A 22,023-nucleotide genomic window follows, 5' to 3' on the forward strand; every position below is an offset into this window, starting at 1 on the left:
CTCCTATCGTTTATCAGTTATTGGAACTTCTAACGTCACTATTGTACCACGTCCCACCTGTGAATCAATATTAACCGAACCGTTGACTAATTCAGCACGTTCATTCATACCGAATAATCCTAGACCGGTTCCTTTTGCTTTATCACCTATATTGAATCCTGTACCGTGATCGCTCACTTCAGCGATAATGGACGCTTCTCCTAAGTGTAAGGAAACGTAAACTGTGTCTACTTGTGCATATTTCAGCGCATTGAATAATGCTTCTTGTACCACACGATAAACTACCGTTTCGATTTCACTGTCAAAACGTTGTGCCGAAAAATCAGTATGATACGCAATATGCACACCATAGTTCTTCTCGAACTGTTTAAAGTAAGAGCGGAAAGCAGCGTCTAGTCCTAAGTCATCTAATGAAGATGGGCGCAGCTCTACAGATAAATTACGGACATCATCGATTAAACGTGACATAATGCCTTCAATACGCTTAGAATTATCAACCATTTCATCTTTATCTTGTTGATACTTCAATAAACGTAATTCAACGTCTACATTAATCAATTCTTGGACAATACCATCATGTAATTCTCTGGAAATCCGCTTACGTTCATTTTCTTGTGCTGAAATTGTTTTTTGCATCATCAAACGCTGATAACGTTTATCTTGTCGTTCAATCTGAGGAGAAACATTGTGTAGTGTAAATGCATAGATTTCATTGGCTGTATCGATGATTTCGTATGAAGCAGTGTATGGTTCAATTTTATTGTCTCGTGTGCGCATAAAGACTTGGAAGCTGCCTTTGCCGATTTCTAACGCTTCTAAGAAACAGTTTTCACATGACATAATATCAAACTCATTTGAATAGCCTTCGCATCTTCTGCAAATCGCATTCGTCATTTGACTATAGTCATTTTCTTCAGAAAAGACCTCTTCCGCCGCTTCATTCAACGCGATCACTTGACCTTCCTTATTTAAAAACACCATTTTTTCATTGGTATTTAAATAATACTTGGTCAATAATTCTTGTAATTTTTCACGGTTATCAATTGATTTCATCTCTAAAACTCCCTAACCTGTGATTAATGCGAATCTCTTCACTGCCTTCAGGCAATGGACGCCCATTACGTTGACCTAGCAACAATGCGCCATACACACGATTATCATGCCATAAAGGAATGGCAACCATTGCTGTCAGTGATTCACTTAAAACAATCGGATAACTGAGCTTGTCGTTTGGACTCAACACAGTATTGACATCATCGATAATCATTCTAGAGCCAGTTCGGATAACAAGACCAGCCAACCCCTTGCCAGGGCGCAAGACAATCAGCTGATAGCGGTTATTGAGATTGCCTGACGCATGTCTCCATTTGATGACTGCACTATGTGAGTCATCTTCAGGCAAAGCAATCGCCGCAAAATCAAACTGTTCTTCTTCTCTGATTTCTTCCAAAGCAGCTTGATAGTTAAAGTAACCCGTCGCAACTACACTATTCAAATTGTCTCCTCCTATCTATGTTTGACTTTGTTTCTGCGGTAAATAATGTAACTTCTGCTCGCATAAGTCAATGGTACACTCCACACATGAACCAATCTTGTGAATGGCCATAACGCAAAGATACCAAAACCAAGTAATACATGAAGTTTAAATGACCATGGCACATCTGTCATTAAATTTGCATCTGGTCCAAATGTGAATAATTGTCTGAACCATACAGAAATTGATGATCTATAATCAAAATCTGGCATAACCGCATTTGTTACTAACGTTGCATAGCACCCCATAAATACAAGAATCAACAAGAAAAAGTTTACAACCATATCTGATGCAGAACTAAGATGTCTGATATTCTTAACTGATACACGGCGTGACGTTAATAAAAACATTCCAATTAATGTTATTATACCAAAAATACTACCGATATATACAGCCCCGAAATGGTACATCTCATGGCTGACTCCAATTGCGCTGATCCATGATGGCGGGATTACTAAACCCACAAAGTGTCCGATTGCTACCGGGATAATCCCTAAGTGGAATAATAAACTGCCCCATTTCAAACGTTTCTTTTCAATAAATTCACTGGACTTTGCTGTCCAAGAGAATTGGTCATATCTAAAGCGAGCAATATGACCGAGAATAAAAATGGCGATACATAAATATGGGTATATGACCCACAAAAATTGATTAAGCATGCGGTGTCACCTCTTCACTTGGTTGTAAACATAATTTGAGTGTTTCTCTTAAGCCTTTAATTAAAGGTGCATACGGACTATCCATTTCTCTTAATTGATTCAGCATCGCAAATGTTCCATCTTCAATCACCATAATAATGAATTCGATATTGCCTTCTGCACGATTATCGTTTTGCCATTGTGCAGCGTATAAGAATTCAAGCATTAACGGTAAGAAGTCTGAAAGTTCATTATCGACCATATCGAGTCCGAACATTTCATAGAGTACTTTGAGTTTCGCTAACATTTGTCCGCGTTCTTTCTGCGTATCAAATTTATTGTAAGTCATATACAGCGGTGCTTCTTTATTAAAATCAAATGTATCTGTATACAGTTGTTTAATTTCAGTCAACGGATAACTTAGAATACGTTCACGATATTCCACCATCTCAGCATATGCTGGATGGTGACTATCGAAAACATCTTCAAATGTCTTAGGATGGAAAGTTAACTTTTCTGGAAAGTTCAATTGTTGCGCAAAATAACCGATTGACTCTTGATATTTATAAAAGTTATTCAGGTTAATCACGGAAAATCCCTCCATAGAAGCTTTCGTTATAAGCTTCTTGTCCAGTTTGTCCCGGTTTCATTGCTACTGGTGCGCCACAGCCGTCACAACCGCTTCCGCCGATTGTGTTATCGCTGAATTCATAACCTTGACTGCCTTGTGCAGCATAAGTGTCCATATATTGTTCTTTGTGAGATGTTGGGATTACGAAACGATCTTCATATTTCGCAATCGCTAATAAACGATACATATCTTTAGTTTGACGTTCTGTTAAACCAAGACGGTCTAAACGATCTAAATCGAAGTCTTTACCTGTCACTTGTGCACGCATGTAACTTCTCATCATTGCCATACGTTGTAATGCTTCTTTAACTGCTTTTGTATCACCAGCAGTCAATAAGCTTGCAAGGTATTCAATCGGTAAACGCATTTCTTCAATTGCAGGGAAGATTGCATCTGGGTTCTTGATTGAATCTTTACCTTCGAAGTAGTTCATGATTGGGCTTAATGGTGGGCAATACCAAACCATTGGTAATGTACGGTATTCAGGGTGTAATGGGAAAGCTAATTTGTACTCGATTGCCAATTTATAAACTGGTGAGTTTTGTGCAGCTTCGATCCATTCCATTGATACGCCGTCTTTTAACGCTTGTTCAATAACTTCTTCATCATATGGATTTAAGAATAAATCACATTGTTTTTCGTATAAATCTTGTTCATTTTCAGTTGATGCAACTTCATGTACACGGTCAGCGTCATACAGTAATACACCTAAATAACGCATACGGCCAGTACAAGTTTCTGAACATACTGTTGGTAAACCAGCTTCAACACGCGGGAAACAGAAAGTACATTTTTCAGCTTTGTTAGTTTTCCAGTTGAAGTAAACTTTTTTGTATGGGCATCCTGTCATACAGTAACGCCATCCACGACAAGCTTCTTGGTCAACAAGCACGATACCATCTTCGTCACGTTTGTACATTGCACCTGATGGACATGATGCTACACAGCTTGGGTTTAAGCAGTGTTCACATAAACGTGGTAAATACATCATGAATGTTTGGTCAAAGTCGAATTGGATTTTTTCTTCAATACGTTGGATGTTCGGATCTTCTGGCCCAGTTACGTGTCCGCCTGCTAAGTCATCTTCCCAGTTAGGACCCCAATGTAAATCCATTTTGTCACCAGAAATGACTGAGTGTGCAGTCGCAACTGGAGAATGTTTGCCTGCTTTTGCAGTTGTCAGATGTTCGTAGTTGTAAGTCCAAGGCTCGTAGTAATCTTTAATGACTGGCATATCTGGGTTGTAGAAGATTTTACCAAAAGCAATCTTAGACCAGCGGCTGCCCGCTTTAAGGTCTAATTTGCCTTTCTTGTTCAGTGTCCATCCACCTTTATATTTCTCTTGGTCTTCCCAGCGTTTCGGATAACCGACACCTGGTTTTGTTTCTACGTTATTAAACCAAATATATTCTGCACCCGGACGGTTTGTCCAAGTGTTCTTACAAGTGACACTACATGTGTGACACCCGATACATTTGTCTAAGTTCAATACCATGGCTACTTGTGCTTTAATCTTCAAGCCAATCTACCTCCTTCATCTTTCTCACTGCTACATAAACATCTCTTTGGTTACCAATTGGACCATAATAGTTAAAGCTATAGCTGATTTGGGCATAGCCCCCAACTACTTGCGTAGGTTTCAAGTGAATACGAGTCGGTGCATTATGTGAACCGCCGCGCATTCCTGTAATTTCAGAACCCGGTGTTTGGATATGTTTATCTTGTGCATGGTACATAAACATTGTTCCTTTCGGCATTCTGTGTGATGTAACGGCTCTTGCTGTAACAACACCGTTACGGTTATATACTTCTAACCAATCGTTATCGTTAATATCGTGTGCTTCTGCATCTTCTTTAGAAATCCAAACAACCGGACCACCACGGAATAACGTCAACATGTGTTGGTTATCTTGATATGTTGAGTGAATATTCCATTTACCATGCGGTGTTAAATATCTTAAGACTAAGTTATCTTGACCGCCGATGACTTTCTTATCTTTTGTACCGAAGACCATCGGTGGTAATGTCGGTTTATAAACCGGTAAGCTTTCACCGAATTGCTGGAAGATTTCATGATCTAAATAGTAACTTTGACGTCCAGTCAATGTTCTGAACGGTACTAAACGTTCAATGTTTGTTGTGAATGGTGAATAACGTTTCTTACCTTTATTTGAACCAGAGAATACTGCAGTCGGAATCACTTCACGTGGTTGTGATGTAATGTTTAAGAATGTAATCTTTTCAGCACTGCGGTCACTAGAAATATCTGTTAAAGGCATACCTGTTTTATCTTCTAAGTCTTTATATGACGCTTGAGATAATTCACCGTTTGTTGCTGATGAAATATTTAAGATGACATCTGCAGCACGTCTTGCTGTATCAATACGTGGCAAGCCGTTTTTCACTGTATCGTCATTCCATGTACCAACGATATCTTTAGCTTCTTCGTATTGTTTTTTAACTGGGAAGCTGACACCGTGCGCACCTAACTTCGCATTTTCTAGTAAAGGTCCGACAGAAATGAATTTGTCATAGATTTCTGTATAGTTACGGTCTACAACTGAGAAGCCAGGCATTGTTTTACCAGGAATCGCTTCAACTTCGCCTTTTGTCCAGTCTTTAACTTTACCGTAAGGTGTCGCAATCTCTTGTTTAGAGTCATGCGCTAATGGTGAAGTCACCACATCTTTGAATGTACCTGGCATATGCACTTTCGCTAAATCAGAGAATGTCTTACTTAATGATTTGAAGATATCCCAGTCTGAACGTGATTCCCATAATGGGTCAATCGCTGGATTGAATGGGTGAACGAATGGGTGCATATCTGTTGATGATAAGTCGTGTTTTTCATACCAAGTTGCAGCTGGTAAGACGATATCTGCTTTTAATGGTGTTGAAGTCATACGGAAATCTAATGCGACAATCAAGTCTAATTTACCTTGTACTTCATCACGCCAAATCATTTCTTCAGGTTTATCTGTTTCGTTTGCTTCAGCAAGTAATCCAGAACTTGTTCCTAACATATGTTTCATGAAGTACTCTTGTCCTTTTGCTGAACTTGATAATAAGTTTGAACGCCAGATAAATAATGATTTCGGATGGTTCTTACGTAAATCCGGATCTTCAATCGCAAATTTCGTTTCGCGATTTTTCACAGAGTCAACAGCACGTTTTAAAATTGCTTCGTTGTTGAATTCTCCAGCATCTCTTGCTTCTTCACCGAACTTCAAGCTGTTTGTATCGAACTGCGGATAAGACGGTAACCATCCTAAACGTGCAGCTGTGACGTTATAGTCAGCTGGATGTTGGTGTTTAATATTTTCTGCTAATGGTGATGCTAATTTATCGACACCAGACTCTTCATATTTCCATTGGTCTGTTGTGAAGTAGAACCAGCTTGTACCATTTTGTAAACGTGGCGGACCTTGCCAGTCTTTCGCGAAGGCAATTGTGCTCCAGCCTTCAATCGGACGACATTTTTCTTGTCCTACATAGTGTGCCCAGCCGCCGCCGTTTACACCTTGACAACCGCACAGCATTACTAAGTTTAAGACTGCACGATAAATTGTGTCTGAGTTGAACCAGTGGTTGATACCTGCACCCATGATAATCATTGAGCGGCCACCTGTATCAATTGCGTTTTGGGCAAACTCTTCAGCAACTTGAGTGACTACTTTTTGTTTCACACCTGTTACTTTTTCTTGCCATGCTGGTGTGTATTCTGTATCCGCATCGTCATAACCTTTTGCTTCTAATTCATGTCCGAAACGACGTACACCGTATTGACTTGTCATTAAATCGAAAACAGTCGCCACATATGTTGTTTCGCCGTTTGCTAATGTTACTTTACGTGCTGCAATCGGACGTTCGAAAATGCTGTTGCCAGCGTTATCGAAGTAAGGGAATTTCATAATTTTAATTTCATGTTCATCGTCAGCTACTGTTAACGCTGGATCGATTTTAGAACCGTCTTCATTTTCAAGCTTCAAGTTCCATTGCTTGCCTTCTTCCCAACGTTGACCCATTGTGCCGTTAGGTACGATAATTTGACTTGATTCTTTATCAAATACAACAGGTTTCCATTCGTTGTTTTCAGATTCCATACCTAAGTCGCTCGCACGTAGGAAACGACCTGCTTTGAAGCCATCTTCATGTTTATCGAACATGATTAAGAATGGCATATCTGTATATTGTTTAGCGTAGTTAACGAACATTTCAGAAGGTTCATCTACGTAATATTTTTGCAAGATAACGTGTGTCATACCTTGTGCAATCGCTGCGTCTGAACCAGGGTTTGGTGCTAACCAGTTGTCAGCGAATTTCACGTTTTCAGCATAGTCAGGTGCAACTGAAACCACTTTTGTTCCTTTATAACGAACTTCTGTCATAAAGTGAGCATCTGGTGTACGTGTTAACGGTACGTTTGAACCCCACATAATGATGTAGCTTGAGTTGTACCAGTCACTTGATTCAGGTACGTCTGTTTGTTCACCCCAGATTTGCGGTGACGCTGGTGGTAAATCGGCATACCAATCATAGAAACTTAACATTTCTCCACCTAATAGGTTGATGAAACGTGCACCTGATGCATAACTGATCATTGACATCGCTGGAATCGGTGTGAAGCCTGCGATACGGTCAGGACCGTCTTTTTTGATTGTGTAAAGAAGTTGTGCTGCAATCAGTTGTAAAACATCTTTCCATGCGACACGGATGTGTCCACCTTTACCACGTGCACTTTTATAAATATCTGCTTTTTCTTTGTCTTCAACGATAGAAGCCCAAGCTTTAATCATATTACCTTCATTTTCTTCTAATGCTGTTGTCCAAAGTTCCCATAATTTCCCTCTGATGTATGGGTAGCGTACGCGAAGCGGGCTGTATTCATACCAAGAGAATGAAGCACCACGAGGACATCCACGCGGTTCGAATTCCGGCATGTCTGGACCGCAGCTTGGGTAGTCGATTTGTTGGTTCTCCCAAGTAATGACACCGTTTTTGACGAATACTTTCCAAGAACATGAACCTGTACAGTTCACCCCATGAGTTGTTCTGACTACTTTATCGTGACTCCAACGTTCACGATACATTTTTTCCCATTCTCTACTTTTATCTTGTAAAACAGACCAATTACCATTAAATCTTTCAGTCGGCTTAAAGAAGTTTAATCCAAATTTTGCCATCTCTAACATCCTCTCATCTCAATTACTTTGCTCACTAGGCTGTTAACTTCGTAAATACTGTTTACTATTTTTTCAACTTACTCTTATTGTACGATTTCTATTATGTAAGATGTATTAGGGATTCACCTATAACCTAGAGGGGATTCCCTATGTTTTTTGAACAACACAAAAAAGCAGCACCTCCTAATAAGAAGTGCCGCTTCAATTTCCATTATTGTTATTTACCGTTAAATTCTGCAGGATCAGGTCCGATTCTTTTATTTTCGTTCAATGACGAAATTCTTTTGAGTTCTTCTGGCGTTAATGAAAAATCAAACACATCAATATTTTCTTCAATACGTGAAGGTGTAACAGATTTAGGGATGACCACTACATCATTTTCAATATTCCATCGAATTACGATTTGTGCCGAAGATTTATTATGCGCTTTTGCAATCTCATTCACTGTTTCGTCTTTTAATATATCTCCATTCATCAAAGGTGACCAAGACTCCATCTGTATACCTTCTTCTTTCAAATAATTTCTAAGTGATGTTTGTGTCATATATGGATGGAATTCGACTTGATTCATTTCCGGTTTGATAGTAGTTTGAGCTTTTAAGGCTTCAAGATGTTCAATATTAAAGTTAGAAACACCGATATGGTTCACTTTACCTGCTCGATATAAATCTTCCATACCTTTCCACGTTTCTATCATTAATGACTCATCAGTACCAGGCCAGTGAATTAAAAACAAATCCAGATAATCTAAACCTAAATTATCTAATGATTTTTGATAGCCTGCTGCAACTTGTGTGCGTCCAAAGTCATCCAACCATAATTTAGATGTGATGAATAACTCGTCTCGTGAAATACCTGCTGCTTCCATGCCTTCTTTAATCCCGCGGCCAACCATTTCTTCATTTCCATAAATCCACGCTGTATCAATACTTCTATAACCACTTATAATTGCATGTTTAACTGCATCTTTAACTGTATCGTTATTTTCTACTCTGAATACACCTAAACCTAATTGAGGCATAGGGTTGTTATTTCCATTTAAATGTTTATATTTCATAATATTTGTCCTCTCATTTATGAATTAAAAGCTGTATTAATTTTAGGTTGTTTATATAAGCCATACATTAATACACTCGCGAATATAACCATAACGAATGCGAAATAAGGTGTTGCACTAATAGAATAGTGTTCTAGAACATAGCCGCCAATAACAGATCCTAATGTAATGCCAATGTTAAAGGCTGAAATATTAATGCTAGAAGCGAAATTGACAGTAGCTGGATTATCTTTTTCAGCAAGCAACACAACAATCAGTTGTAAACCTGGAACATTCATAAATGCGAACAGTCCCATTAATAAAACTGAAACCAATCCTAAAATATGCAGGTGCGCAGTCACACCGACGATTAACAAAATCAATGCTTGCATGATGAAAATACCGATTAGCATACGTACGGGTTGGCGATTTGTTAACTTACCGCCTAATGTATTACCAATCGCTACCATCACACCGTAAAAGATTAATATTACAACGACTGCTGATTCTCCATAACCCATGCTTTCTGTTAATAATGTTGTAAGGTAGGTATACACAACAAACGTTCCACCATATCCTAATGCAGTGATGATATAAACCAATAATAAAGATGGATTTTTAAATACTTTAAGTTGCTCTGACATAGGTACTTGATCGTATTCTGTTAAATCACTAGGTACAAAAATCATATTTGCTATAAAACTGATTAATCCAATCACTGCAATTGCTATAAATGACATTTGCCAACCAAATTGCTGACCAATCCAAGTACCAAATGGAACACCTGTAATTGTCGCAACGGTTAAACCGGTAAACATCATCGCAATTGCACTTGCACGTTTGTCCGGTGTTACTAAATCACTCGCTATAGCAGTGGCTACACTCATAAATACACCATGCATCAATGCAGATAATATACGCATGGACAATAACATACTGAAGGTTACAGAAAATGCGGCAGTACCGTTCGCTAAAATAAAGATCAACATAATTCCAAGCAGTAAATGTTTTCTTTTCATTTTGTTCGTTAAAGGCGTTAAAATAGGTGCACCGATTGTTACACCTATAGCATACATCGAGACAGTTAAACCTGCCATGGCAATCGTAATATTATATTCTCGCTGAATCAGGGGTAATAAGCCTACGCTGATAAATTCTGTCATACCAATCGCAAAAGCAGAAACAGCTAAAGCAAGTATCGCAAAACGATTCTTTTTCATACTCAATATCCTTTCTTTTTTTATGATATGTGTTATTATAATTTCAAAGTTTCACAATAGGAAGTACGCACTTTAATGTGCTATAGATACCTAAAAGTAGTATAGGTACTTTTAAGTACCTATCAATTAAAGGACGTGTAGAATATGAAAGACTATAATATCGGCGTAGAAGCAACGATTGATGTGATCGGCGGTAAATGGAAGCCAGTTATCTTATGTCATTTAAAAGATGAAGGAACTATGCGCACTTCTGAACTTAAACGTGCCATTCCTCAAATCACACAAAAGATGTTGACACAACAATTACGAGAACTTGAACATGATCAAATTATCAATCGTATTGTTTATCAACAGGTTCCGCCAAAAGTGGAATACGAACTCTCTGAATATGGTACAAGTTTAAATCATATCTTGACTTCATTATGCAGCTGGGGAGAAGGCCATATTCATAAAATGCAAGAAAGAGAATCAGAAACAACTGAAACATTAACTAAAGAAAAAATGCTCTAAACGTAAAGAAGGCAGTGTACTTTGAAGTCAAAGTACACTGCCTTTTGATTATCTATTATTTTTCTATGCTTTCACAATTTCTGTAATGTCATCCATCTGCATAAAGCGATAGATTAAATCTAATTGACTTTGATGATAAGTGTCTCCGCTATTCGGATCAATCATGGCCCAACCGCCAGCATCATAAATTTCAAATGCTTTTTCAATAGCCGCTTCTCTCTCACCTGTAACGATACATTGTTTACCGAAATACTCAGGCAAGTGATCAGACTCAATATATGTGGCACCTTCTGTTAAGCCCATCGCATCTCCGACTAGTAAAATACCTGGTGCATCTTCAGGTGCAGCATCTCGTACATCTTCTTCAATCGTAGACAGATGTCCGCGAATAATCACTTGATTCGCGTAAGAAACGTTAAAAATGGCACAAATCGGATAATCTTTGCCGACTTGTCGATAAATTTGTTCAATAATCTTATGAAGACGCTTGATACCCATGTAAATAGCTAAAGTTCCGCCATCAATCAATGAAGCAATATCAATATCTTCTTCTTTTGAATCTTTAAAGCTTCCAGTTGTGAATGTCACACTCTTAGAGACGTTACGACTTGTTAAACCAATACCTAAAACAGCTGATGCTGCACTGGCTGTCGTTATCCCCGGAACAATTTCACAAGGAATATCATGTGCTTTTAAAGTTTCCACTTCTTCTTGTACACGCCCAAAAATCGCAGGGTCGCCTCCCTTTAGACGAACGACCCTTTGATGTTTGTATGCTGAATCTACAATGATGTCATTGATTTCACCTTGTTGAATATGTCGGCTGTACGGCTTTTTACCTACATCGACAATTTCAATACCAGGAGGTGCGAGTTGCAAGATAAAGGGATTAACTAATCGATCGTAAAGGACAATATCCGCAGTACGGATTAAATGTTCTGCTTTACGTGTCAATAAATTAGGATTCCCTGGCCCAGCACCGACCAAGTACACGTGCCCGGTCGTGCTTACAGCCATAAATACACATCTCCATCTTCAACTTCTACTGTATAGACCTCAACGCAACCTTCATCAGGGTCTTGGACAAGACCTGTTTTTAGGTCGATTTGAGAGTCATGAAGCGGACAGAATACAGTATGACCTGCTACTGTCCCTTCAGATAATGGTCCTTGTTTATGCGGACACACATTATTAATCGCATGAATTGTACCGTCTTCTGTTAAGAACAATCCAATTTGTTTATCTTTCACAATGACTTTTTTACCGATTAAGGGTGTTAAGTCATCTAACGCCGCTACTTTAATTTTTTCTAACGTATGCATACTTACACCTTCTCTACTTCAAAGATTTTTTGATCTTCGCGATCATTTACAATTTCAGACCATGGCTCTTGTTCAACTGCACGTTTTGCTTCCATGATACGTTCATATAATGCATCTTGGTTTTCAGGGTTTAAGACATATTCTTTAACCACATCGAAGCCCATTCTTTCTAACCAAGGTGCTGTACGTTCAGTATAAATACCTGTTTCACGGTAATACTGCATGTACGCGCCACATAGTTTGATTACATCATCTTCAGTTTCTACTGTAGTTAAGAATTGACCTTTCACAACTTCAGTACCGCCGTTACCGCCGACATAGATTTGGAATCCATTTTCTACACCGATAACACCGAAGTCTTTTACGCCTGATTCTACACAGCTTCTTGGACAACCAGATACACCCATTTTGAATTTGTGCGGTGTATCGATATATTCGAATGTTTTCTCTAAGCGGATACCAAGACGTGTTGTATATTGTGTACCGAAACGACAGAATTCTTTACCAACACAGCTCTTAACAGAACGTGTTTTCTTCGCGTATGCTGATGCTGAACGCATGCCTAAATCTTTCCATACTTTCGGTAAGTCTTCTTTCTTAATACCATATAAGCCAATACGTTGTGAACCTGTTACTTTAACTAGAGGTACATCATATTTCTTCGCAACTTCACCTAAACGGATTAATTGATCAGGGTTAGTCACACCACCACGCATTTGTGGGATAACTGAGAATGTACCGTCATTTTGGATGTTTGCGTGGTAACGTTCGTTTGCGAAACGAGATGCTTTTTCATCTTCGTGTTCATTTGGATAAATCATATTTAAGTAGTAGTTGACTGCTGGACGACACTTAGGACAACCGCCTTCAGTTTTCCATCCAAGCACATTACGTACTTCTTTAGATGTTTTCAGGCCTTTAGCACGGATTTGTGTCACGATTTGATCACGTGTTAAATCTGTACACTCACAAATACCAGCAGGTCTTGATGCGACAAACGCGCCGCCTAATGTATGTTCTAATAATTCACCAATTTGCGGTTTACATTTACCACAAGAGTTACCTGCTTTTGTAGCTTTAGTCACTTCCGCAACAGATGTTAAACCATCTTCTACAATCGCATTGACGATTGTACCTTTAGTTACACCATTACAGCCACAGATTGTTTCTTCATTATCCATGTCCGCAACAGATAAACCTTCTTCTTCGCCAGCTTTGCTTAATAATGAAACTAATGTGTAGTCTTCGATAGATTCACGTTTTTTCATCATATTGAAGAAACGCGTACCATCATCTGTATCACCGTATAATACCGCACCTACAACACGTTCACCTTTTAAGAAGATTTTTTTATAGATATGATCTTGACTGTTGTAGATTTCAACACCTTCAACTTCTTCATCTTCTTGAATTTGACCCGCACTGTATAAGTCACAGCCTGATACTTTCAATGATGTGAATGTTGTTGAACCTTTATAGCCGTCTGTATCACGGTCAGTTAAGTAGTCAGCTAATACTTTACCTTGTTCATATAAAGGAGCGACTAAACCATAAACTTTGCCGTTATGTTGCGCACATTCACCTACTGCGTAAATATTTTCATCACTTGTACGCATGAAGTCATCCACAACAATACCGCGTTCTACATCTAGACCAGAGTCTTTCGCTTCTTGAACGAATGGACGAATACCAACAGCCATAACAACTAAGTCAGCTGGTAATTCTCTGCCGTCTGCTAAACGGATACCTTCAACGTCGTTTTCACCTAGAATTTCTTTTGTATTCGCACCTAATTCAAAGCGCATGCCTTGTTTTTCTAAGTCTTCACGTAACATTTCACCTGCTTGACGGTCTAACTGCATTTCCATTAACCATTCAGCTAAGTGAACAACAGTAACGTTCATACCTTGGTCAAGTAAACCTCTTGCACATTCCAAACCAAGCAAGCCGCCACCGATAACGATTGCTTCTTTTTTCGTTTGCGCAATTTCAATCATACGTTCTGTGTCTTCAATCGTACGCCATCCGATTACACTTGGCAATTCATGACCTGGAATCGGTAAGACAAACGCATTTGAACCTGTCGCAAAGATACAAATATCATATGGAATCTCTTGTCCTGATTCAGTTTCCACTAATTTTTGTTCACGATTAACGCGTGTCGCACGTTCTCCTGTAATAAGTGAAATGTTATTTTCCTCATACCATGAGTAAGGATTCATGATTGTTTCATCAACCGACATTTTCTTTTGCAAAATGTTTGATAACATAATGCGGTTATAGTTTGGATAAGGTTCTTTCCCTATAATTGTGATTTCATATTTATCTTTGTCTCTCTCTAAAATCTCTTCAATTGTTCTGACGCCGGCCATACCGTTACCGATCATGACTAACTTAGTTTTTGGCATCCTTATTCCCTCCCGTATTCTTTAGCTAAAAATTGTTGAATCGCTTGTGCCACATGTTTCGCTTTTTTATAATCTCCGCCATTTGAACGGACACTGATGGATAAATCTTCAAACTCAAATTCCTTCATATTAAAAAAGTCAGATCGTTCTTTATCCCCTGTATGGTTAACCAACTGTGTCGGTTTAGTATCTTTCTTGATCTGATCATTGATTTCTGGTGAGTCTGTTGCGATAATCACGACATCTGCGTTTTCAATATCTTCCTTCGCATAGTCTTTTGTGATTAATTTCATATTGGGGTAAGACTCTTCAAAAAATTCTGGCAAAAAAGATTTGGAAATAACTGTAACATCTCCGCAATTGGCTTTTGCCAGTTGTTTAAACTTACGGTATCCGATTCTGCCTCCGCCGACTAATACTGCATGTTTCTTTGACAAATCCAGTTGTATAGGATACATATCAAACCGCCTCTTTCTGATTCAATCTATCAATTAACATCTCATCTAACTCCGGTTCAAAATTCAACGCTGAAGCGATTGTAATATTGGAATCTCCTTTTATTTTCTCGATTTTTTTCTTAATCTTATTGACCAAGAAACCATCGTAAAAGAAAATTGGAATCACATAGATTTGGTCATAATCCTCTTTCATTTCAGGGAGTAACCCCTCAAATTGTTTATCCCCATAAAACATCATGGTGTAGACCGGTAAATCTGTAGTGATTCGTGTCGCAATATCATCGATTTCGGCATCAGGCTCTGTCACAATCGGACTGCCGTGCCCAATCAAAACAATTGCGGAACCAGGTGTATGTGCATCTGGCCATGCTTCGATACGTTGATTGATCCATTTAGTTAAACTTGGATGGTCGCAAAGGGGCTGACGTATTTCATACGTAATACTTGGAAACATCAATTGCATCTGACGCATCACTTCAGGCAAATCTTGTAAGTAATGTCTGCCAGAAAATAATAAAAGCGGCACAATCACAAAGGAAGTTTCACCCTCCCATAAATGTTTACGTATTACCTGAGGTAATGAAAGTTCATCACTCTCGATAAACGCAACATCAAATGTGCCTTCTATTTGTTGTGCAACACTGTCAAGCTCCTCCATCAATAATTGATTTTGTTTGCCACGTCTCATTCCATGCATAACGACAATGGTTTGTGTCATATGCATTTCCCCCCTTTAATTGCATTGTACCTTAAATTTTGAATTAATGTGAATGCATTCACATAATTAATATAAAAATAGGGAATCCCCTTAGCTCTATCTTGAGGGGATTCCCTGACGTATTCAACTATTTATATGTGAAAACATAAAAAATTAAAAAACATTACATCATCTGCTGCATATTCTTTTATTATTTTTGTTGATCTAAGTAGTGATTACGTTTTCCGTTAAAGAATGCATAAAGCAGACCTACGAAAATACCGCCGCCGATATAGTTTCCGATAAATGCGAAAACAATATTTTTTAAGACATCTAACCAAGCTAATGCGCCGATATTGTAAAACATCATACCTGAGAATAAGTTAGCGTTGTAAACAACGTGTTCATAGCCCATGAATACGAAGACTACAACACCACATGCGATAAAGAAGCCTTTTGATAAGCCGTCTTTAAACTGCATAGATACGTAAATACCAATATTGATAAAGAAGTTTGCGAAGATGGCTTTCACTAAAATACCATCCCAAGTGCCAAGGATTGTTTTCTTATCAACAATACCTGTCAACGCTTTAACCATTTCTGGAGTCATAACGCTTGTGAATTTCATTAAACCGAATAACACAAAGCCTCCGACAATGTTTCCTAAGAAACATACGAAAAACAGCCATAAGATTTTACCGATTGGTACTGATTTATAATACGCACCAGCAGTCATATACATAAAGTTACTCGTCAAAAGTTCTGAATTCGTTAATACAATTAATACTAAGGCTAAACTGAATGAAACAGCTCCGATAAAGTTGATTGTTCCTTCATTTAAACCAGTGTGTTGTGTTTTCATCGCAAGCATAAATACTGCCACAATTGATAATAAGAAACCTGACATCATAGATTTTAAAAAGTAACGTGCAGGGGTTTTGCTTAACATTACTGATTTCATTTGTGATGAACTGACTACGCTATCCATCGTTTCGCGTGAAGTATATGTATCTTCAACCGTTTTATGATTTTGCATAACCATAAAAAACTTTCCCTCCCATAATCTAATCAAGATGTATCTAGTATATTATTAATTTAAGCCGATGCCTACCCTTTATTTAAATTTTCCTATATCTAATATTTAAATAATCTGTTCAGACCAATCAATTTTAAAATTATGTAAATGTTTCTTTGAAATTATGGGAAATTAGAAAAGAAAAAATACTGGAACAAAAACGCTCCAGTATTTCCATATCAATTATTCAGCTTGTTTTTGTGTTTTACGTTTAACCATCCATTTTAAGCCAGCTGAGAAGATACCACAGCCTGCGATTGTTCTTAATGTCCATTTCAATCCGCTATTTGAAACGCATTTTGATGGAAAAATTAAGGATGGAAGTAATGTACTGATAACGTAAAGAATCACAACTTTTACGTAACGCTCGTTCATTCATCTCACCTCTTTTGTGTTAACAATTATAGTTTAGCACTTTCAAATGAGATTGAATATCGCTTAGCGCAGAAATCGGGGAATCCCCTATCACTGTTTCAGGAGTTCTTCTAACTGATCCAATGTACTCTCCATACCTTGTTCGACACCCATTTCCATCAGTTGTTTCGCTGCTTCTTCTGAAGGCATCACTGACACAGAACGTACTTCTGTCTGATGAGTTCCTTGTGATGTTAAATAGATTTCCACACGCATACCATGCATCTTTGTATCCACATGACCTTTTTCATCTGCGAAATAATCACGATAAATAATTTTGTGTGGAGCTTCTATCATTTCATAGTGTTGTACAGTATAACTTTGAGCGTCTGGCATCGTTATTTTAAAGAAATTCTTTCCACCTGCTTTTGGATTAAATTCAAAGACTTGTATCTCTCCGCCTTTAGGAAAGAACCATTGTTCAAATTTTTCTTTTGTAGTATAAGCATTGAATACCTGTTGTATCGGCGCATCAAATGTACGCTTGCCGATAATTTCATTACCTTCTCTTGTGACTGTCACATTTACACTTCCTTTAACGTTGATTTGAATGTCTTGATAATCTTTTCCCAAATAACAGGCATATCATACCATTTCAAAAGCAAAAAATGCGCATAAAAAAACTGGAATACAGCATTCCGCCATATTCCAGTGAGTAGGAAAAGATTAGTCTTCTACGATAAATTCTACGTCAGCTTCGAATTTAACGTCTTTACCGATTAATACGCCGCCAGTTTCTAATGTTTGGTTGAATGTCATACCGTATTTTTCACGGTCAACTTTACCTGAAACTGTGAATCCAGCTACGTTAGTATCGTTTAATGGGTTTTTACTTACGCCTTCAAAGTCAACATCGAAAGTTTCTTCATGTGTTTCGCCTTTGATTGTTAAGTCTCCTGTTACTTTGTCTTCAGAAGCTTCTTTGATTACGAATTTGATTTCTGGGTGCTCATCCGCTGCGAAGAAATCATTTGTGCGTAAGTGGTTGTCTCTGTCTTCTTGGTTAGTGTTGATTGATTTTACATCGATTGTTGCTTCACCTTTAAGTGTGCTGAAATCGTTTAAATCACCTGATAGTTCTACATTAAATTGATCGAATGCACCTTTCACTTTAGAAACCATTAAGTGTTTCACTTGGAAAGCTACAGATGAATGTGCTGCGTCAAAAGTAAATTTAGTCATAAAACAAACCTCCAATTTTTATTTGTATACTTAGTATACCACATATATTTAATATATCAACAGTTTTGTCTAAATATTTTCGTTCTATTTTTCGCCTACCCGATTTCTATTAAGATATCCTTAACTTTAAAATAAAAAAACACGCTATTCGATGTGAATAGCGTGACGTTTTAAAACTGTGGCACTTTGATTTTATCTAATTGATTGCCGATAACTACAAGATATTGTTCTGTCTGATTTTGTAAATCTATCGGTTCTATTTCCAATTGACCTTCAGCATATTCTACTAATTGTAATTGAGGATGTTCTGCAAGTTGTATAAAGCCTTTTGCGCGATATGTCGATTGAGGTAAAGTTTCAAACCATTTAACTAAATCTTCAAGTTTAACCGAATGTTTAAACGCAAAATAACGATGACCGATACCAGAATGTGCATGACCTAAGTCACAAGCTTGAGGTATAGTTTCTGCTTTAACTTGTACTTCATTAGAAAAGACTGTGCTCGTTTCAAATTGACCAAAACTGCCGACAGATATTTCTGCATCTTGATTAAGAATCGTTAAATCAGAAAGTATAGGGGCAATATCTTCAGGCTCACATCGATCGATTTTGTTGATAAAGAGATGTGAGCAATACGACAATTGATCATAATACAGCTTTTGCATATCGCCTGGATAACTTTCAACACGTTGATATAATGTCGCATCTACTACACCGATCACACTGCGGATAGTAGAAATAGGTGCAAGCACAGGCGTCAAACAGGCATCTATCACTGACTGTGTATGCGCAATACCGCTACATTCCACAAAAACTACATCTGGCTGATAATCTAAATAAATCTGATGTAATTGTTTTGATACATCTGCTTTCATCGCACAACAGATACAACCTTCAATAATTTCGTCCATCGGTACTGAACCTTCAACCAGTTGACTGTCGACACTGGCTTGACCGAAATCATTCATAATCACAGCAGGTTGCAACTCTTGTTGAAGTGCAGCTTTAATTAAATGATTTAAAGTGGTTGTCTTACCGCCGCCTAGAAATCCGCCAATAATAATAATATCCATGTAATTGCCTCTTTCCATTTAAAGATAGAAATTAAATTAAAACACCTGCTAATAAAGCAATGGCTAATGTTAAAACGATTGATGTGATCATTTGTTTACCAATAATCGCTCCGCCTTGTTTTAAACCTAAATGTTTCGCCATCATTGAAACAGTCACCATACATGATGAAAATGTAGAACTGAAGAAAACTAAAACCAATAAACTGGCTGGTGATAATGATTGTAAAACTGCACCATTACCGAAATTAAATAACAACATACCGTCTTTTCGTATCATTGAGAATAAGATCCCTGGTGCCATACTATCTGGAATATGAAGTAAGTAAAGTAATGGCGTGAAGATTGTAGAAATCACCGTTAAAATTGGTGTCAAAGCTAATAAGCTCACAACAATACAGATACCAATAAAGATTGGTAATGCCTGCATCAGGAACATCTCAATCGTACCCCAAATTTGTTTCAGCAAGGGTTTTAGACTCGGCCACTTCAATTGATTGCGATACACCGGTGGTGTTACATGAAAACTATTTTGTTTACGATACCATAATTTATTATGCAGAATACCCCCTGCAAAGACGAGCAATAAATAAGGTGCAAACAACCATGAATGTTGGGCAGCGCTGAAGATAGATAGTGTCGCACCAATTTGATAACTGCACGATGAACCAAAACTGATAATACTCATACAGCTTGTTTTAGTACAAGCGCTACATTGACTATTTGCTTGTGTAATAGCTGTTGCATTACAACCAAAACCTTCTAAAACCGGAATTATATCTTGACCATCCAACCCTACTTTACGCATCGTGGGTTCAATCGACCACACCACAAACTGTTTTAATTGTGTTTGATCAATCACCGCAGTGGAAATTCCAATCATTACGACCACAGGCAATGCCCATACTAAGGAATAAATACCTAATGACAAAACACCGTAATCACCGTACAATACTTGGTTCAACCATTGAAATGATGTGTGCGCATGCGTGGTCATCATTTCTATCCAATGGGAAACATATTGATTTTGAAGCCAATCCGAAAAGTGATACGCCAAATAAATCGGTAAAGCAAACATAAGGAAGATAATTAACCAACCTAATAAAGTATCATGGAACTTTGGATGATGTTGACGACTAGCTTCTACATACGCTTTTAATTTCTGTATATCGTATTGTGTTTGTGTATTGTCTGAAACGACCGCTTGATATGGTGAAGCGTGAATATGTTCCTTCGTAATAAACTGGCGCAGCAAAAATTGCTGCGCAGTTGTTAAATGTTTAAAACCGATTAACTTCAACTGATGTGTGCCATCTGGTATATCAGTGGTTTGCCCGTTTGCTAAGTTGAATTTAACTTCTAGCATGAGCAGTCCACTTCACAGCAGCTGTAGTCATCTAAATACATATTATTGTTTTTATAAACTTCAACCGCTTCCTCATTAATTTCTAATGCTTCTCTTTCTAACACTGTTGTCGCAAGTACCGCAAAACGTGCACGGAATTTATAGATATAACATAAAATCGCATCCGCATGACGTACAGTTGGGCCGATTAAGAAGACATTTGGATAGCGTGTTGATTCATCATTATCTGTTAACTCAATGTCACCATCTTGTGTACTGAATAGTTGTTGGACTAATGGATTCGTTGTCGCATCAAAACCAGTTGCTAAAATCGGTTCATTTTTTGATGTTGCTTGCTTACCATTATTAAACTGGATCACATATTTACGGTCTACATCAGAAAATGAAATTTTAGATGCAGTGTAACCCACATTCAATTCAATCATAGCGCCCTGTTGGACTGCTTTACGTAAGCGTTGATGCGTATATGGTGATAAACGAATACTTGGATCAGCATGTTCATCTTCTAAACCTGTTGAATGCGTATAGATAGAAACTTGCTTTCCTTGTTCAGCCATACAAATCGCCGCATCAAAGGCACTTTCATTACCGCCGATAATGATATATTCATCACCCGGCATTTTCGTAAAGTCTTCTACTTCGCTATAATGCTGACCATACTTAAATGGTTTACGCGCAAATGAGAAATCTCCTGTCGCTACAAAGATATATTCACTTGTGATTAAACCTTGATTTGTTTCAATTTCATAATGTCCGTCGACAAACTCAACTTTTTCAACGGCAGTATCTTCTTGTATCGGAAGTTCATAGTGTTGGGCTACTGTTTGTAAGTAATCTGCGTACGTTTCACCTGAAACGTGTTCTTCATTAAATGTATATGCTGGAGAAGTTTCAGTAGACACGGCATTAATGTCCGGCATACCAAAACCATTTGTTGTGAATGAAGGGGTAATTGTTCTTGTAGACTTCGGCCAATTTAAGAAAGATTGTCCGACCTTACCTTTATCAATCACAATCATATCATTATCATCTAAACCTATTTGTTGGAACGCAATTGCCATGCCGACACCTGCTGCACCTGCACCTATAATTGCTACACGGTAATGTTGCATTATTTATTACTTCCTTTCCTTATCTCTCTATCAATCTCTATATAAACTTAAATCGTAATCGTTACGTTTTATATCAAAGTATTTTATCACTTACACATACTAAAGACAAGAATAGGAAATCAGATTAAATATAAAAAAGGGCTCTATACTATTTAGGACTGGTGATA

Annotated in this window: 21 protein-coding genes; 1 reads left to right on the plus strand and 20 read right to left on the minus strand. The window is 37.9% G+C overall.

The annotated features are described in order from the left end of the window. Window positions 1-3: 3 nt before the first annotated feature. The 8 genes from nreB to HMPREF2846_RS09785 all read right to left on the minus strand — a co-directional run bounded on the left by nreB (window position 4) and on the right by HMPREF2846_RS09785 (window position 10,242). Window positions 4-1,053 carry a nitrate respiration regulation sensor histidine kinase NreB gene (gene nreB / locus HMPREF2846_RS09750; protein WP_002479727.1) on the minus strand — a complete coding sequence of 350 codons (1,050 nt, stop codon included), beginning with the start codon at window positions 1,051-1,053 and terminating at the stop codon, window positions 4-6. Beyond that, on the minus strand, window positions 1,040-1,495 hold the full coding sequence (gene nreA, locus HMPREF2846_RS09755; RefSeq protein ID WP_002479728.1) for a nitrate respiration regulation accessory nitrate sensor NreA: 456 nt from the start codon (window positions 1,493-1,495) through the stop codon (window positions 1,040-1,042). The genes nreB and nreA overlap by 14 nt, the downstream gene beginning before the upstream one ends. An 11-nt stretch (window positions 1,496-1,506) precedes the next feature. Then, the gene (gene narI, locus HMPREF2846_RS09760; protein WP_070626539.1) at window positions 1,507-2,193 is read right to left on the minus strand and encodes a respiratory nitrate reductase subunit gamma; all 687 of its coding nucleotides are present in this window, start codon (window positions 2,191-2,193) and stop codon (window positions 1,507-1,509) included. After that, window positions 2,186-2,761: a nitrate reductase molybdenum cofactor assembly chaperone gene (locus HMPREF2846_RS09765; protein ID WP_023015066.1), complete on the minus strand. Its 576-nt coding sequence runs from the start codon at window positions 2,759-2,761 to the stop codon at window positions 2,186-2,188. The genes narI and HMPREF2846_RS09765 overlap by 8 nt, the downstream gene beginning before the upstream one ends. Beyond that, window positions 2,754-4,322, minus strand: a complete 1,569-nt coding sequence (gene narH, locus HMPREF2846_RS09770; protein ID WP_002479731.1) for a nitrate reductase subunit beta — start codon at window positions 4,320-4,322, stop codon at window positions 2,754-2,756. The genes HMPREF2846_RS09765 and narH overlap by 8 nt, the downstream gene beginning before the upstream one ends. After that, complete coding sequence (locus tag HMPREF2846_RS09775; RefSeq protein ID WP_002479732.1) at window positions 4,312-7,986, minus strand: nitrate reductase subunit alpha; 3,675 nt, start codon at window positions 7,984-7,986, stop codon at window positions 4,312-4,314. The genes narH and HMPREF2846_RS09775 overlap by 11 nt, the downstream gene beginning before the upstream one ends. 217 nt (window positions 7,987-8,203) lie before the next feature. Next, window positions 8,204-9,043: an aldo/keto reductase gene (locus HMPREF2846_RS09780; RefSeq protein ID WP_070626540.1), complete on the minus strand. Its 840-nt coding sequence runs from the start codon at window positions 9,041-9,043 to the stop codon at window positions 8,204-8,206. Between the two features lie 17 nt (window positions 9,044-9,060). Further along, a complete protein-coding gene (locus tag HMPREF2846_RS09785; protein WP_070626541.1) occupies window positions 9,061-10,242 on the minus strand; it encodes an MFS transporter in 1,182 nt (393 codons plus the stop codon). Window positions 10,243-10,386: 144 nt separating this feature from the next. Here HMPREF2846_RS09785 and HMPREF2846_RS09790 point away from each other — a divergent pair, with 144 nt between their 5' ends. Beyond that, window positions 10,387-10,752 (plus strand): winged helix-turn-helix transcriptional regulator, encoded by a 366-nt coding sequence (locus HMPREF2846_RS09790; protein ID WP_060803606.1) that lies wholly within the window; start codon window positions 10,387-10,389, stop codon window positions 10,750-10,752. Between the two features lie 63 nt (window positions 10,753-10,815). Here HMPREF2846_RS09790 and cobA read toward each other — a convergent pair whose 3' ends face one another. The 12 genes from cobA to HMPREF2846_RS09850 all read right to left on the minus strand — a co-directional run bounded on the left by cobA (window position 10,816) and on the right by HMPREF2846_RS09850 (window position 21,856). Beyond that, complete coding sequence (gene cobA, locus HMPREF2846_RS09795) at window positions 10,816-11,769, minus strand: uroporphyrinogen-III C-methyltransferase (protein WP_070626542.1); 954 nt, start codon at window positions 11,767-11,769, stop codon at window positions 10,816-10,818. After that, on the minus strand, window positions 11,760-12,074 hold the full coding sequence (nirD, locus tag HMPREF2846_RS09800; protein ID WP_002479734.1) for a nitrite reductase small subunit NirD: 315 nt from the start codon (window positions 12,072-12,074) through the stop codon (window positions 11,760-11,762). The genes cobA and nirD overlap by 10 nt, the downstream gene beginning before the upstream one ends. Window positions 12,075-12,076: 2 nt before the next feature. Next, window positions 12,077-14,482, minus strand: a complete 2,406-nt coding sequence (gene nirB, locus HMPREF2846_RS09805) for a nitrite reductase large subunit NirB (protein WP_002479735.1) — start codon at window positions 14,480-14,482, stop codon at window positions 12,077-12,079. 2 nt (window positions 14,483-14,484) lie between these two features. After that, window positions 14,485-14,940 carry a precorrin-2 dehydrogenase/sirohydrochlorin ferrochelatase family protein gene (locus HMPREF2846_RS09810; protein ID WP_070626543.1) on the minus strand — a complete coding sequence of 152 codons (456 nt, stop codon included), beginning with the start codon at window positions 14,938-14,940 and terminating at the stop codon, window positions 14,485-14,487. 1 nt (window position 14,941) lies between these two features. Then, window positions 14,942-15,658, minus strand: coding sequence for a sirohydrochlorin chelatase (locus tag HMPREF2846_RS09815; RefSeq protein ID WP_023015068.1), 717 nt, complete (start codon window positions 15,656-15,658; stop codon window positions 14,942-14,944). Between the two features lie 190 nt (window positions 15,659-15,848). Continuing rightward, a complete protein-coding gene (locus HMPREF2846_RS09820; protein WP_002479738.1) occupies window positions 15,849-16,679 on the minus strand; it encodes a formate/nitrite transporter family protein in 831 nt (276 codons plus the stop codon). A gap of 216 nt (window positions 16,680-16,895) precedes the next feature. Further along, complete coding sequence (locus HMPREF2846_RS09825; protein WP_023015069.1) at window positions 16,896-17,087, minus strand: hypothetical protein; 192 nt, start codon at window positions 17,085-17,087, stop codon at window positions 16,896-16,898. A 90-nt stretch (window positions 17,088-17,177) separates the two neighbouring features. Beyond that, complete coding sequence (locus HMPREF2846_RS09830; RefSeq protein WP_060803604.1) at window positions 17,178-17,648, minus strand: SRPBCC family protein; 471 nt, start codon at window positions 17,646-17,648, stop codon at window positions 17,178-17,180. A gap of 144 nt (window positions 17,649-17,792) precedes the next feature. Further along, window positions 17,793-18,308 carry a YceI family protein gene (locus HMPREF2846_RS09835; protein ID WP_002479741.1) on the minus strand — a complete coding sequence of 172 codons (516 nt, stop codon included), beginning with the start codon at window positions 18,306-18,308 and terminating at the stop codon, window positions 17,793-17,795. 170 nt (window positions 18,309-18,478) lie between these two features. After that, window positions 18,479-19,381 (minus strand): CobW family GTP-binding protein, encoded by a 903-nt coding sequence (locus HMPREF2846_RS09840; protein ID WP_070626544.1) that lies wholly within the window; start codon window positions 19,379-19,381, stop codon window positions 18,479-18,481. Window positions 19,382-19,412: 31 nt separating this feature from the next. Further along, a complete protein-coding gene (locus tag HMPREF2846_RS09845; protein ID WP_070626545.1) occupies window positions 19,413-20,744 on the minus strand; it encodes a nucleoside recognition domain-containing protein in 1,332 nt (443 codons plus the stop codon). Next, on the minus strand, window positions 20,738-21,856 hold the full coding sequence (locus tag HMPREF2846_RS09850) for an NAD(P)/FAD-dependent oxidoreductase (protein ID WP_002479744.1): 1,119 nt from the start codon (window positions 21,854-21,856) through the stop codon (window positions 20,738-20,740). Before HMPREF2846_RS09850 ends, HMPREF2846_RS09845 begins: the two co-directional genes overlap by 7 nt. Window positions 21,857-22,023 lie beyond the last annotated feature (167 nt).

Source organism: Staphylococcus sp. HMSC056G08 (genome assembly GCF_001812305.1).
GTDB classification, from domain to species: domain Bacteria; phylum Bacillota; class Bacilli; order Staphylococcales; family Staphylococcaceae; genus Staphylococcus; species Staphylococcus simulans.